The following is a 14270-nucleotide window of genomic DNA, read 5'->3' on the forward strand; positions in this document are numbered from 1 at the left end:
GCGCTGGTGCTGCTGGCCGCCGCGGGGCTGCTCGCCCGGAACGTGGCGCGGCACGCGCGCCCCGCCGAGGGCGCGCTGGCGGCGCGGCTGGCGACGACCGACGTCGCCCTCCTGAACGCGCGCTACGCCGAGGCGCCGCAGGCCGCGGCGGCCGCCGACGCGATGCTGGCCGCGCTGGCGCGCGTGCCGGGGGTGGAGCGCGCGGCGCTGTCGCGCTTCGAGTTCCTCGCCGGCTTCGGCGGGAGCGACCGCCCGGTGACGCTGGAGGGCGGGCGCGTGCTGGCGCCGGGGGCGTCGCCGCGGTTCGCGATGGTGGTGAGTCCGGCGTGGCGCGAGGTGCGCGGGCTGCGGCTGCGCGCCGGGCGCGACCTGACCACGGCCGACCGCGCCGGCGCCGCGCCGGTGCTGCTGGTCAACGCCGCGATGGCCGAGCGCCTCTGGCCGGGCGCGTCGCCGCTCGGGCGCCGCGTGAAGCTCGGGCCCCCGGAGTCGGACGCCGAGTGGCGCACCGTGGTGGGCGTGATCGAGAGCGCGTTCGAGGAGCGCGGGCGCGCGTCGCCGATGGCCTACGTGCCGTTCGCGCAGTGGCCGGGGCGCCCGGTGAGCGTGGTCGCGCGCGCGGCCGACGAGGCGGCGGCCGCGCGGGTCGCGGCCGCGCTCCCCGGCGCGCTGCGCGCCGCGCTCCCCGACGAGCCGGTGGACGACGCGGCGACCGTCGCCCGCCGCGCGCGCGACGGCGTGGCGCCGCAGCGGCTGGTGGCGCGCGTGCTCGGCGGCTTCGCGCTCTTCGCGGTCGCGATCGCGGCGGTCGGCGTGTACGGCGTGGTCGCCGCGTCGGTGGCGCAGCGCACGCGCGAGATCGGGCTGCGCATCGCCCTCGGCGCCTCGCCGCGCCAGATCGCCGCGCTGCTCTCGCGCCACGCCGGGGCGATGGTCGGCGCGGGGATCGGGCTCGGCGCCGCCGGCGCGCTCGCGGCCTCGGGGGCGCTCAGGGCGCTCCTCTTCGGCGCCGACCCGCTCGACGTGCCGGTGCTGCTCGGCGTGGGGCTGCTGCTGGGCGCGGTGGCGCTGGTCGCCGCCTGGCTGCCCGCGCGGCGCGCGGCGCGGCTCGACCCGGTGCGGGCGCTGCGGGTGGAGTAGGGGCGATTCGGCTGCCGGGCGAACGGATGCTCCGGATGCGACGGATCCGTTTCATCCGTCCGATCCGTTCTCCCGGCTGTTGCAGGTCATCCGACCCGCCCGCCCGTCCCGTGAAACGGCGATCGTGGCGACCGCGTACGGCCCCGCGCCGCACCCACCGCCACGTCCACGCCACGGGAGCGCCCGATGCTCGCCGACCTCCGCTTCGCCGCGCGCGCGCTCGCCCGCTCGCCCGGGTTCGTCCTCGCCGCCGTGCTCTGCCTGGGCCTCGGGCTCGGCGTCAACGCGACGGTCTTCTCGATGGTCAACGCGCTGGTGGTGCGCCCGCTGCCGTACGGCGAGAGCGACCGCCTGCTCGCCGTCGTGCACGAGAACGCCGCGCAGGGCGTCGTGCGCGGCGACCTGTCGCTCGGCGCCACGCTCGACGTCATGGAGCGCGCGCGCACGCTGGCCGGCGTCGCGGCCACCGACACGCGGCTGATGAACCTCACCGGCGGCGACCGCCCCGAGGCGCTGCCGGCGGCCACGGTGTCGGGCGCCTACTTCGACGTGCTGCGCGTGCGCCCGCTCGTCGGGCGGGTGCTGCGCGCGGAGGAGAGCGCCCCCGGCGCGGCGCGCGTCGCGGTGCTCGGCGAGACGCTGTGGCGCGAGCGCTTCGGCGCCGACCCGGGCGTCGTCGGGCGCGCGGTGGCGCTGGACGGTGAGCCGTACACCGTCGTGGGCGTGGCGCCCGACGCGGCCGGGCTGTCGGGCGACCGCGAGCGGCTGTGGGTCCCGCTCACGCACGAGCGCGACCCCGCGCAGCGCGGCTGGCACTCGTACGACGTCGTCGCGCGCCTCGCCCCGGGCGCGACGATGGCCGCCGCGCGCGCCGTGCTGCGCGCGCTCGGCGCGCGGCTGGCCGCCGAGCACCCGCAGAGCGACCGCGGGTGGACGCTCGACGCGCTCCCGCTGCGCGAGCAGCTCGTCCCCGCCGACGTCGCGACGGTGTTCGCCGTGATGCTGGGCGCCGTCGGCTTCGTGCTGCTGATCGCGGCCGCGAACGTCGCCAACCTGCTGCTCGCCCGCACCGCCGGCCGCGCCCGCGAGCTGGCCGTGCGCTCGGCGCTCGGCGCGGGGCGGCTGCGCGTGATCCGGCTGGTCGTGCTGGAGGGGGTGCTGGTCGCCCTCGGCGGCGGCGTGCTGGCGGTGCTGGTGGCGGTCGGCGCCATGCGCGCGCTGCGCGACGCGGTCCCGGTGAACTACCCGGCGTGGCTCGTCTTCGCGGTGGACTGGCGGGTGCTGGCGTACGCGTTCGCGCTGGCGGCGGCCACGGGCGTCGCGTTCGGGCTGGTGCCCGCGCTGCGCGCGGTGCGGCGCTCGGCCGCGCCCACGCTGCGCGACGGCGGGCGCGGCGGGGACCAGCGTCAGGACCGCGAGGGGAGCGATCTGGTCGAGAACGTGATCGCGATCAACCGCGTGGCCAAGGTCGTGAAGGGCGGGCGCCGGTTCTCGTTCAACGCCCTGGTGGCGGTGGGCGACGGGCAGGGGCGCGTGGGCTTCGCGACGGGCAAGGCGAACGAGGTGTCGGAGGCGGTCCGCAAGGCCGTCGACGCCGCGCGTCGCAAGATGGTCCAGATCCCCCTCACGGGCGGGACGATCCCGCACGAGATCGTCGGGCACCACGGGGCCGGCCGGGTCCTCATGAAGCCGGCGGCGCCCGGCGCCGGCGTGATCGCCGGCGGCGCGGTGCGCGCGATCATGGAGTGCGCGGGGATCTCGGACATTCTCACGAAGAGCCTGGGCTCGACGAACCCGCACAACATGGTGCTGGCGGCGCTCGACGGGCTCACGCAGCTGACCACGGTCGACCAGATCGCGCGCGAGCGCGGGCTGGAGGTGGAGCAGATCGGCTACCGCGCGCGCGTGCTGGCGCGCAAGGTCGAGCGCTCGGCCGCGTCCGCGGTGGAGGTCGTCTAAGATGCCGCGCACGTTCGTCTGGCACCCGTCGAAGGGGCCGAAGACCACGCCGAAGCCGCTGCCGCCGACGCTGGGGCAGCTCAAGATCACGCAGGTGCGCAGCGCCATCGGGCACCCGCACTGGACCCGCCGGACGCTGGCGGCGCTGGGGCTGCGGCATCACCAGTCGTCGGTGATCCAGGCCGACACGCCGTCGCTGCGGGGCCAGCTCAAGCAGGTGCGGCACCTCGTCGAGGTGACGCCGGTGGAGGGCACGAGCAATGGCTGAGACCAACAACGGGGTCGAGAAGATCGGCCTGCACAACCTGGCGCCGGCGCCGGGCTCGCACCGGGCGCGCAAGCGCCTGGGCCGCGGCCCGGGGTCGGGGACCGGCAAGACGTCGGGCAAGGGGCACAAGGGCTCGAAGGCGCGCGCCGGCCACCACGGCCCGGGCGGCAACAAGCCGCACTTCGAGGGCGGCCAGATGCCGATGACGCGCCGTCTGCCGAAGCGCGGCTTCAACAACGCGCAGTTCCGCGTCGAGTACCAGGTGGTGCGCCTGGGCGACCTGGAGCTGCTCGGGGCGAACGCCGAGATCACGCTCGAGACGCTCGTCGACGCGGGGCTCATCAAGGCCACGAAGGGGCCGGCCAAGGTCCTCTCCAACGGGGAGATCTCGGTGCCGGTGACCGTGCGCGGGCTGAAGGTGAGCGAGGGCGCGAAGGCGAAGATCGAGGCGGCCGGCGGCCGCGTCGAGGCGTAACCGCGGGACCTACGGGACTTCGAGGCCCGTTCATCGATGGCTGAGTCGAACGCCGCGGCGGCACTGCAGAACGTCTACAAGACCCCGGAGCTCTGGCAGAAGATCGTCTTCACGCTCGTCTGCCTGGTGATCTACCGGGTGGGCGCGCACGTGACGGCGCCCGGGATCGACGTGCAGGCGCTGACCGACTACTTCCAGAGCCAGCAAGGGGGCGCAGGCCTCCTCGGGCTCTACGACCTGTTCGTGGGCGGCGGGCTGTCGCGGGCGACGATCTTCGCCCTCGGCATCATGCCGTACATCTCGGCCAGCATCTTCGTGCAGATCGCCGGCGCCGTGGTGCCGACGGTCGACAAGATGCAGAAGGACGAGGAGGGCCGGAAGAAGCTGAACCAGTGGACGCGCTACCTCACCGTGGCGCTGGCCGCGGTGCAGGGGTACGGCTTCGCGCTGTTCACGCAGTCGCTGCCGAACGCCGTGGCGCGCCCGGGCTGGGGCTTCATCCTCGGGATGATGCTCGTGCTCACGACGGGCGCGATCTTCGTGATGTGGCTCGGCGAGCAGATCACGGAGCGGGGCCTCGGCAACGGCGCCTCGCTGCTGATCTTCTTCTCGATCATCGAGCGCTTCTGGCCGGGGATCCTGCAGACGTTCAACTTCGTGAGCACGGGGGCCGTGGCGCCGCTGGCGCTGGTGGTGCTCGGGCTCGTGATGGTGGGCGTGGTGGCCGGGGTGGTGGCGATCACGGTCGCCGCCCGCCGGGTGATGGTGCAGATCCCGCAGCGCACGATGGCCCGCGGCCGGATGCGCGAGGCGACGAAGAACTTCATCCCGCTGCGTATCAACACGGCGGGCGTGATGCCGATCATCTTCGCGCAGTCGGTGATCGTGGTGCCGGGCGCGCTGGCCCAGTTCCTCCCCTACCAGGGGCTCAAGGACGTGGCCGACCTGTTCCAGCCGGGGACCTGGCTGTACCTGGTCACGATGGCGCTGCTGATCGTCCTGTTCACGTACTTCTACACGTCGATCATCTTCAACCCGGTCGACCTGGCGGAGAACCTGAAGAAGCAGGGCGGGTTCGTGCCCGGCGTGAAGCCGGGGGCGAAGACGGCGGAGTACATCGAGCAGGTCGTCGAGCGCATCACCTTCCCGGGCGCGCTGTTCCTGACGGTGATCGCGCTGATGCCGGTCGTCATCGCGGACTTCATCAACGTCCCGTTCCAGTTCGGCGGCACCTCGCTGCTGATCGTGGTGGGCGTGGCGCTGGACACGATGGCGCAGGTCCAGCAGCACCTGCTGCTGCGCAAGTACGACGGCTTCATGAAGAAGGGGCGCGTCCGCTTCCGCGGGCGCCAGGCCACCAGCGGCTTCTAACCCGCGGGCCGTCCCCGGATTGCGGTCGCCGGCACGGGGCACGAGTGTTCACACGCTCGTGCCCCGTCGCCTATGCGGTCCCGGGGGGCCTCACCACCCGCACGACATCCATGGTCATCGTCCTGTTCGGCAAGCCCGGCGCGGGGAAGGGGACGCAGGCGCCCCGCCTCGCCGAGGCGCTCGGCGTCCCGATCCTCGCCACCGGCGACGTGCTGCGCGCCGCGCTCAAGGCGGGCACCCCCCTCGGCCTCGAGGCGAAGCGCTACATGGACCGCGGGGCGCTGGTGCCCGACGCGGTGATCCTCGGGATCGTGAAGGAGGTCCTCGCCACCGAGCAGTTCGCGCGCGGCGCGGTGCTCGACGGCGTGGTGCGCACGGTGCCGCAGGCCGAGGGGCTGGAGCGGGCGCTGCGCGAGCTGGGGCGCGAGGTCGGCGCGGTGCTGGCGTTCGAGATCGAGGACGAGGAGATCGTGCGCCGCATCGGCGGGCGCCTCGTGTGCGACAAGACGCAGCAGCCGTACGCGGGCTACGCGCCCGGGACCCCGTGCCCGGACTGCGAGGGGACGCTGGTGCGCCGCAAGGACGACGAGCCGGAGGCGGTGCGCACCCGCCTGGAGGTGTACCGCGCGCAGACGCTGCCGGTGCTCGACTGGTACCGCGCGCAGGGCGCGAACGTGCGCACGATCGACGCGGTGGGCGCGGTGGAGGACGTGACCGCGCGCGCGCTGACGGCCGTGGGCCTCGACGGGCGGCCGTGATCCAGCTCAAGTCCCCCCGCGAGATCGAGGTGATGGCGCAGGGCGGGCGGATCCTCGCCCGCGCGCTGGCGACGCTGCGCGACGCCGTGCAGCCCGGGATGACCACGCTGCAGCTGGACCTGCTGGCCGAGGAGTACATCCGCTCGCACGCGGGCGCGACGCCGGCGTTCAAGGGGCTGTACGGGTTCCCGGGGAGCGTGTGCATCTCGGTGAACCACGAGATCGTGCACGGGATCCCGTCCAAGAAGCGCACGCTCGCCGACGGCGACATCGTGTCGCTCGACGTCGGCGTGAAGTACGAGGGGCTCTACACCGACTCGGCGGTGACGGTGGGCGTCGGCACGATCTCGGCCGAGGACCGGCGGCTGCTCGACGTGACGCGCGAGTCGCTGGACGCGGGGATCGCGGCGGCGACGGCGGGGAACCACGTCGGCGACATCGGGCACGCGGTGCAGACGGTGGTCGAGCGCGCGGGGTTCAGCGTGGTGCGCGAGCTGGTGGGGCACGGCGTCGGGCACGGGCCGCACGAGGACCCGCAGGTGCCCAACCACGGGAAGCCGAAGCGCGGGACGAAGCTGTCGGCGGGGCTGACGATCGCCATCGAGCCGATGGTGAACGCGGGGCTGCCGGGGACGCGGACGCTGAACGACCGGTGGACGGTGGTGACGGTCGACGGGAAGCGGTCGGCGCACTTCGAGCACACGGTCGCGGTGACGGCGGACGGGCCGCGGGTGCTCACGTTGGCTGAGTAAGAGCTTTCGACAGGATTGACAGGAAACCGGGGGAGAGACTCGAGCCTGAAGTCTCTCCCCCGGTTTCCTGTCAATCCTGTCCAATTGCTTTTTCGACGGCTGCCTGCGCACTCGAGGAGGCGTGCGACGCGCGCTGCACCAGTGTTCGGGCTTCTGCGGTCAGTGCCGTCCCGTCGGCCTTGTCCTCGAGCGACGCCACGTTGATGCGGACGTTGTACGCCGCTCCCTTGGCGGCCGCCTCGGCGAGGAGGGCGGCGACGCCGGCGTCGGAGACGGCGTTGGAGTTGCCGCGCTCGGCGACGGCGGCGGCGAGCTCCGCGACCTCGGCGGCGGCGCGCGCGGTCTCGAGGGGGACCTCGGCGGCGCCGAGGAGGGCGGCGTGGATGGCGCGGGCGCGGGCCGAGGCGGCGTCCTCGGGCTCCTTGGGGAGCTTGTAGGCGGCGCTCACGGCCTCGTAGGCCTGCGCGTCGCGCGCGACGAGGGCGGCGAGGCGGTTCCCGAGGTCGGCGGCGCGTAGGGCGGCCTCGCGCATCTCGGCGTCGACGGCGGCGTACTTCTTCTTGCCCACCGTGAGCCCGGCGACCATCTGCGCGAGGGCGGCGCCGAGCGCGCCGGCGTGCGCGGCGACGCTCCCGCCGCCCGGGGTGGGGGACGCGGACGCGACGTCGGCGACGAAGCCGGAGAGCGACGCGCCGCCCTGCACGGCCTCGCGCACGCGGTGCTCGAGCAGCATCTGCGGGGAGAAGCCGCGCAGCTGCACGTGGCGCGCGCCCGCCTCCAGCAGCGCGCGCTCGGGGACGAGGCCGACGAGCTCACTCCACGTCGGCACGACGCCGTGCGCGGCGGCCTCGGTGCGCACCGCCTCGAAGGCGCGGTGGATCGGCGTCCGCTCGGTGTCGACGAGGTTCATCGAGACCTGCGCCTGGCCGTCGACCTCGAGGCCGAGCCCCTTCACGTAGCGCAGCCCGCCCGACGAGCCGCGCACCGCCTTGGCGACCTCCTTGGCGACGGCCAGGTTGCTCGCGGGGCCGAGGTAGACGTTGTACGCGACCAGGAAGGGGCGGGCGCCGATGACGGTGGCGCCGGCGCTCTCGTGGATGCGGTCGGGGCCGAAGTCGGGGGTGCGTGCCGGGTTCGTCCCGAGCTCGTCGCGCAGCCCCTCGAACTCGCCGCGGCGCACGTCGGCGAGGTTCTCGCGGTCGGGGCGCGTGGCGGCGCGCTCGTACAGGTAGACGGGGATGCCGAGCTCGCGCCCCACGCGCTCGCCGAGCGTGCGCGCGAGGGCGACGCAGTCCTCCATGGTGCTCCCCCACGACGCGAGCGGCACGAAGGGGCAGACGTCGGTGGCGCCGACGCGCGGGTGCTCGCCGCGGTGCTCGCGCAGGTCGATGCGGCGCTGCGCCTCGGCGATCCCCGCGAACGCCGCGTCGGCGGCGGTGGCGACCGGCGCGACGAAGGTGACGACGGTGCGGTTGTGCGACGTGTCGGACGAGACGTCGAGGATCGTCACCCCGTCGACGGCGGCGATGGCGTCGCGGATGGCCGCGATCACCTCGGGGCGGCGCCCCTCGCTGAAGTTGGGGACGCATTCGACCAGCTTCATCGTCTACCGGGGTTCGGGTGACCGACCGAGTCGAGCGCGCGCCGGACGCTGCGGGCCGCGCGCGACTTCACGAGTTCCGCTGCACGACGTCCAGCAGCCAGGCGTGCATCGCGGGGCTACCGGCGAGCACCGGCGTGTGCGCCACCGGCGCGTCGTCGCCGTGCAGGTCGGTGGCGAGGCCGCCGGCCTCGCGCACGAGGAGCAGGCCGGCGGCGACGTCCCAGGGGGCGAGGGTGTGCTCCCAGAAGGCGTCGAAGCGGCCGCACGCGACGTCGCACAGGTCGAGCGCGGCGGAGCCGGCGCGGCGGATGCCGGCGGTCTTCCCGGTGATCTCGGCGAACTGGCGCTGGTAAGCGTCGAGGTGCGCGAGGTGCTTGAACGGGAAGCCGGTGCCGACCAGCGCGCGCGCGGGATCGGTGTTGCGCGAGACGGCGAGCCGCTCGAGGCGGCCGTCGGCGCGGGCGCGCCAGGCGCCGGCGCCGCGCGCGGCGAAGCACACGTCGCCCGCGGGGACGTTGTGCACGACGCCGGCGACGAGGGCGCCGCCCCGCAGCGCGCCGATCGACACGGCGTACCACGGGAAGCCGTGCAGGAAGTTCGTCGTGCCGTCGAGCGGGTCGACGACGAAGGCGAGGCCGTCGCCAAGCGCCTGCGCGGGGTCGTACGTCTCCTCGCCCGTGAACGCCGCCTCGGGGAAGGCGCCGAGCAGCACGCCGCGCACGATCTCCTCGGCGCCCCGGTCGACGTCGCTCACGAAGTCGGCAGGGCCCTTGTGCTCCCACGTCAGCTCGCCCAGCCGCTCCGCGTGCGCCGCGATGAACGCGGCGGCGCGCCGGGCGGCGTCGCGCATCGCGTCGAGCAGGGGGCCGGCGGGCTCGCCTTGCTGCCCCTCCGCGGCGTCTCTAGCTTGGGCGAATGGCACGGATCTTCAGCGGCATCCAGCCGTCGGGTGAGCTGCACATCGGGAACTACCTGGGCGCGGTCCGCAACTGGGTCCAGCTGCAGCAGGCGCACCCCGGCGCGATCTTCTGCATCGTCGACTACCACGCGCTGACGGGGAACTACGACCCGGCGGTGCTGCGGCAGCGGCGCCACGAGATGGCCGTCTCGCTGCTGGCGGCCGGCATCGACCCGGCGCGGGCGACGCTCTACGCCCAGAGCACGGTGCCGGAACATACCGAGCTGGCGTGGATCTTCAACACGATCACGCCGCTGGGGGAGCTGGAGCGCCAGACGCAGTACAAGGACAAGTCGTCGCGGCAGGAGAGCGTGGTGGTGGGGCTGCTCACCTATCCCGTGCTGCAGGCGGCGGACATCCTGCTGTACCTGGCCGACACGGTGCCCGTGGGCGAGGACCAGGTGCAGCACCTCGAGCTGTCGCGTGAGGTGGCGCGCAAGTGGAACGCGCGCTTCGCGCCCGAGGACGCGCCGTTCTTCCCGGAGCCCAAGCCGCTGCTGACGCCGACGCGCCGCATCATGGGGCTCGACGGGCAGGCGAAGATGTCGAAGTCGATGGGGAACACCATCGGCCTGCTGGAGGAGGGCGACGCGATCTGGGCGAAGCTGCGCCCCGCGGTGACCGACCCGGCGCGCGTGCGGAAGACGGATCCGGGGACGCCCGAGGTGTGCAACATCTACCACCTGCACAAGGCGTTCAGCCCGCCGCCGGTGGTGGCCGAGGTGGCGGAGAAGTGCAGCACCGCGGCGTGGGGGTGCATCGAGTGCAAGAAGGTGCTGCACGAGCACATGGAGGCCGAGCTCGTCCCGATCCGGCGGCGCGCGGCGGAGCTGCGCGAGGCGCCGGAGCTGATCACGGCCGCGCTCGACGCGGGGACGGAGACGTGCCGGACGATCGCGCGGGCGACGATGGGGCGGGTGAAGGAGGCGATGGGGCTTACCTGAGGCCGCGAACCGCCGGAGTCGTGACGGCGGGAGACGGAACGGCGGGAGTCGCAGGGGCGGGAACGGATACTGCGAGACGGGCGGTCGATGGCTGGGGTCGCGGGGGACGCGCCCGCTCCCGCTTCAACGACTCCCGCGGTGGCCACTCCCGCCGTCGCGACTCCCGCTCCACCCAGAGGACGTCATGGCCGCCGAACCCCGCAACGACGATCGCCAGCCCCGCGAGCAGCAGGACCAGCGCCCCGCGCCGGGGGGCGAGGAGACGCGGCGCGACCCGACGCGCGAGGCCAGCGGCGAGGCGCTGCGGCGCCAGATGGCGAACCCGACGATCGAGTCGGTGACGACGATGGTCTGCGTGATGTGCGGCAACGAGCGCTTCTTCGACGGCGCGGTGCCGGCGTCGCTCACCTGCTTCTGCGGGAGCACGGTGTTCCGCGCGTTCGACACGCCGACGCGCCGCGACGAGGCGACGATCGCGCACCTCGAGGAGGAGGCGCGGTCGATCCAGCTGGGGGACTCCTCGCCGCAGACGGCGCCCGAGGACGTGCGCGACCTCGAGATGAAGTGAGGCGCGGGGCGGGTGAGGCGACGGGCCGGCGCACCGCGCCGGCCCGTCGTGCGTCGCGGCGACTCGTCGGCGCGCGCGGGGGCGGTTAGCGTGTGCGCATGACCGACCGATCGCCCGACCGCCCCGACCCGTCCGCCCCGCGCGTCCTCGTCCTCGACCTGAACTCGTCGGCCCGCGTGTGGGCGCTGCCGCCCGAGGGGGAGGCGCGCGTGCGGGCGGCGGCGCCGCCGGACTGGGAGGTGCGGGTGGTGGCCGCGCCCACGGTCTCGGACGGCGACGGGGGGCGGGCGCCGAGCGACGAGGCGATGGCGGCGGTGCGGGACGCCGAGGTGTACTTCGGCTTCGGGCTGCACCCGATGCTCATCGAGGCGGCGCCGCGGCTGCGGTGGGCGCAGAGCGCGGCTGCCGGGGTGCGGAGCCTCCTGTCGCCCCAGCTGCTGGCGCGGCCGATCGTGCTCACCAACGCGGCGGGGACGATGGCCGTCCCGATGGCGGAGTACGCGCTGGCCGGGGCGCTGCACTTCCTGCGCGGCTTCGATGTCGCGCTGGCGCGGCAGCGGGCGGCCGCCTGGGACCGCGGGCCGTGGGTGGACGACGACGGCGGGGGGGCGGCGGCCAACGGCTTCCGCGGGCCGGTCGAGGTCGCGGAGTGCCGGGTGCTGGTGGTCGGGGTGCGCGGGATCGGCGCCGCGGTCGCCGAGCGGTTCGCGGCGCTCGGGGCGAGCGTCGTCGGGGTGCGGCGGCGGCCGGGGGCCGCGGCGCCGCCGGGGTTCGCGCGGATCGTCGGCGAGGACGCGCTGGACGCGGAGCTGGCGGCCGCCGACGTCATCGTGTTGGCCGCGCCCAGCACGCCGGCGACCGAGCGGCTGCTGGACGCGCGACGGCTGGGGTTGCTCCGCCCGTCGGCGATCGTCGTGAACGTGGGCCGCGGGGCGCTCCTGGACGAGGGGGCGCTGGCGGCGGCGCTGGCGGCGGGGCGGCTGCGCGGGGCGGTGCTCGACGTGATGGACGTCGAGCCGCTGCCCCCGGAGAGCCCGCTCTGGCGCCTCCCGAACGTGCTGCTGACGCCCCACGTCTCGGCGACGTCGGCGGGGGGCTTCTGGCCCCGGATGCTGGACCTGTTCCTCGACAACTGGGCGCGCTGGCGGGGCGGGGAGCCGCTCCGCAACGTGGTCGACCCCGCGGCGGGCTACTGACGCGCGGGGGGCCGCGGGCGGCGCGCCTCCCGCCCGAGCCCCGGCCCGATCTGACGATGGAGAAGATCCTGCGAGCCGCCGTCGAGCGCGGCGCCTCCGACCTGCACATCAAGGCCGACGACGTCTTCCGCGCGCGCGTGGACGGGCGGCTCGTGCCGCTGACGCGCCAGGCGCTGACGCCGGAGCAGACGCGCGCGATCGCGCTGTCGCTGATCCCGCTGGAGTCGGACCGGCAGCGCATCGACGAGATCGCGGACTACGACTGCTCGTACGCGCTCCCCGGCGTCGGGCGCTTCCGCGTGAACATCATGCGGCAGCGCGGCGCGTTCTCGGTGGTGATGCGCGCGATCCCGTACGACGTGCCGACGCTGGACAAGCTGCGGCTGCCGCCGGCGGTGTCGCGCATCGCGTCGGCGGAGCGCGGGATGATCCTGGTCACCGGCGTCACCGGCTCGGGCAAGTCGAGCACGATGGCGGCGATGGTGCGGCAGATCAACGAGCACGCCGAGAAGCACATCGTCACGCTGGAGAACCCGATCGAGTTCCTGCACGCCGACGTTCGGTCGAGCGTGACGCAGCGCGAGATCGGCGTGGACACCGACACCTTCCGGAGCGGGCTGCGCGCGGCGCTGCGCCAGGACCCCGACGTGATCCTGATCGGCGAGATGCGCGACGCCGAGACGGTGGACACGGCCATGAAGGCCGCCGAGACGGGCCACCTGCTGGTGTCGACGCTGCACACGCCGGACGCGCAGAGCACGATCCTGCGCACCATGGCCATGTTCCCGCCCGAGGAGCAGGAGGTCGTGCGGCTGCGCCTCGCCGAGTCGCTGCACGCCGTCATCTCGCAGCGCCTGCTGCCGCGGGCGAGCGGGCAGGGGCGCGTGGTGGCGGCGGAGATCATGGTCAACACGGCGGCGATCCGCGACCTGATCGCCGAGGGGCGCGTGAGCGAGATCCGCGACCTGATGACCGAGGGGCGGATGCAGTACGGGATGCAGACGTTCGACCAGCACCTGACGGACCTCGTGCGGTCGGGCGAGGTGACGTACGAGGTCGCGCTGTCGGCGGCGACGCGCCCGGCGGACTTCGCGCTCCAGTTCAAGATGCTGGGCGCGTCGGCGCCCGCGCCGGCCCCGGTGGCGGCGGCCGAGCCCGAGCCGGCCGCGGCGGGGGCGGGGACCGGGATGAACGGCTTGCAGGGGGCGGGGGAGTTCGACTTCTTGAACGGGTGACGGCGCGCGGGCGCGCGCGCCGGCCGCGAGTCGCCGCGCCCGCCCCCACCCGGAGCTCCCATGTCCCGTCCCCTCGCCGGCGTGATGGCGCCGGCCGTGACGCCGTTCGACGCCGACGGCGCGATCGCGCGCGACGCGTTCGCGCACAACGTCCGCGCGCACGTCGCGGCCGGGCTGTCCGGCGTGATCGTCGCCGGGTCGAGCGGGGAGGCGGCGCTGCTCGACGAGGGGGAGCGCGCGATGCTGCTGGCCGAGGCGCGCGCGGTGGTCCCGGCCGACCGGTGGCTGATCGCCGGGATCGGGGGGGAGAGCACGCGGCAGGTGATCCAGCGCGCGCGCGTGGCGGCCGACGCGGGCGCCGACGCGGTGCTGGTCGTGTCGCCGCACTACTACGGCAAGCGGATGAGCGAGGGGGCGCTGGAGGCGCACTTCGGCGCCGTGGCCGACGCGAGCCCGCTGCCGGTGCTGCTGTACAACATCCCCGTGTACGCGCACCTCGTGCTGGCGCCGGCGCTGGTGGGGCGGCTGGCGCGCCACGGCAACGTGGTCGGGATGAAGGACAGCGCGGGCGACCTGCCGACGCTCGAGCGCTACCTCGACGCGCAGGGGGACGGCTTCCGCGTGCTGACGGGGCACGGCGGGACGTTCGCGACCGCGGCGCGGATGGGCGTGTCGGGCGGGATCCTCGCCGTCTCGCTGTTCGCGCCGGCGCTGACGCTCGCCGTGTGGGAGGCGGCGCGCGCGGGGGACCACGCCGCCGCCGACGCGCTGCAGGCGCGCCTGGTGCCGGTCGCGCGCGACATCGTGGCGGCGCAGGGGCCGGCGGGGCTCAAGGCGGCGATGACGATGGTGGGGCTGGCCGGCGGCGCGCCGCGGGCGCCGCTGCTCGCGCTGGACGAGGCGGAGCGCGCCGCGGCGCGCGCGGCGCTGGCGAGCGCGCCGACCCACCAGGACAGCATGAGCGCCCACAGCGCGTCGCCGGCCGCGCCGCGCGCGGCGGCGCCGAGGAAGTCGGCGCGCGTGTGCACCGCCAGCCCGACGGC

At 74.9% G+C, this 14270-nt stretch carries 14 protein-coding genes; 12 read left to right on the forward strand and 2 right to left on the reverse strand.

Features of this window, described 5'->3' with window-relative positions:
- The 7 genes from PYV61_RS10135 to map all read left to right on the forward strand — a co-directional run.
- On the forward strand, positions 1-1140 hold a 1140-nt coding region (locus tag PYV61_RS10135; protein ID WP_275830990.1), incomplete at its 5' end, for an ABC transporter permease.
- A 186-nt stretch (positions 1141-1326) separates the two neighbouring features.
- Positions 1327-3099: a 30S ribosomal protein S5 gene (rpsE, locus tag PYV61_RS10140; protein WP_345785230.1), complete on the forward strand. Its 1773-nt coding sequence runs from the start codon at positions 1327-1329 to the stop codon at positions 3097-3099.
- Between the two features lie 70 nt (positions 3100-3169).
- Positions 3170-3367, forward strand: a complete 198-nt coding sequence (gene rpmD / locus PYV61_RS10150; protein ID WP_275831011.1) for a 50S ribosomal protein L30 — start codon at positions 3170-3172, stop codon at positions 3365-3367.
- A 22-nt stretch (positions 3368-3389) separates the two neighbouring features.
- Complete coding sequence (rplO, locus tag PYV61_RS10155) at positions 3390-3842, forward strand: 50S ribosomal protein L15 (protein WP_275831013.1); 453 nt, start codon at positions 3390-3392, stop codon at positions 3840-3842.
- 36 nt (positions 3843-3878) lie between these two features.
- The gene (gene secY, locus PYV61_RS10160) at positions 3879-5213 is read left to right on the forward strand and encodes a preprotein translocase subunit SecY (RefSeq protein WP_275830992.1); all 1335 of its coding nucleotides are present in this window, start codon (positions 3879-3881) and stop codon (positions 5211-5213) included.
- Between the two features lie 110 nt (positions 5214-5323).
- Positions 5324-5971 carry an adenylate kinase gene (locus PYV61_RS10165; protein ID WP_275830994.1) on the forward strand — a complete coding sequence of 216 codons (648 nt, stop codon included), beginning with the start codon at positions 5324-5326 and terminating at the stop codon, positions 5969-5971.
- Positions 5968-6723: a type I methionyl aminopeptidase gene (gene map / locus PYV61_RS10170; protein ID WP_275830996.1), complete on the forward strand. Its 756-nt coding sequence runs from the start codon at positions 5968-5970 to the stop codon at positions 6721-6723. Before PYV61_RS10165 ends, map begins: the two co-directional genes overlap by 4 nt.
- A 70-nt stretch (positions 6724-6793) precedes the next feature.
- Here the strand turns inward: map and ftcD are convergent, their stop codons facing one another.
- Together ftcD and PYV61_RS10180 are read right to left on the reverse strand one after the other, a co-directional pair.
- The gene (gene ftcD, locus PYV61_RS10175) at positions 6794-8326 is read right to left on the reverse strand and encodes a glutamate formimidoyltransferase (protein ID WP_275830998.1); all 1533 of its coding nucleotides are present in this window, start codon (positions 8324-8326) and stop codon (positions 6794-6796) included.
- Positions 8327-8393: 67 nt separating this feature from the next.
- Positions 8394-9176 (reverse strand): inositol monophosphatase family protein, encoded by a 783-nt coding sequence (locus tag PYV61_RS10180; RefSeq protein WP_275831000.1) that lies wholly within the window; start codon positions 9174-9176, stop codon positions 8394-8396.
- Between the two features lie 65 nt (positions 9177-9241).
- Between PYV61_RS10180 and trpS the strand changes: the two genes are divergently transcribed.
- From trpS to PYV61_RS10205, 5 genes are all read left to right on the forward strand, one after another.
- Positions 9242-10228, forward strand: a complete 987-nt coding sequence (gene trpS / locus PYV61_RS10185) for a tryptophan--tRNA ligase (protein WP_275831003.1) — start codon at positions 9242-9244, stop codon at positions 10226-10228.
- Between the two features lie 184 nt (positions 10229-10412).
- Positions 10413-10796: a hypothetical protein gene (locus tag PYV61_RS10190; protein ID WP_275831004.1), complete on the forward strand. Its 384-nt coding sequence runs from the start codon at positions 10413-10415 to the stop codon at positions 10794-10796.
- A 98-nt stretch (positions 10797-10894) separates the two neighbouring features.
- Positions 10895-11992, forward strand: coding sequence for a D-2-hydroxyacid dehydrogenase (locus tag PYV61_RS10195; protein WP_275831005.1), 1098 nt, complete (start codon positions 10895-10897; stop codon positions 11990-11992).
- A 56-nt stretch (positions 11993-12048) separates the two neighbouring features.
- A complete protein-coding gene (locus PYV61_RS10200; RefSeq protein ID WP_275831007.1) occupies positions 12049-13227 on the forward strand; it encodes a PilT/PilU family type 4a pilus ATPase in 1179 nt (392 codons plus the stop codon).
- 60 nt (positions 13228-13287) lie between these two features.
- The coding region (locus PYV61_RS10205) for a dihydrodipicolinate synthase family protein (RefSeq protein WP_275831009.1) at positions 13288-14270 on the forward strand (983 nt) is incomplete at its 3' end.

The sequence above is a fragment of the Roseisolibacter sp. H3M3-2 genome, from assembly GCF_029211165.1.
Classification (GTDB): domain Bacteria; phylum Gemmatimonadota; class Gemmatimonadetes; order Gemmatimonadales; family Gemmatimonadaceae; genus Roseisolibacter.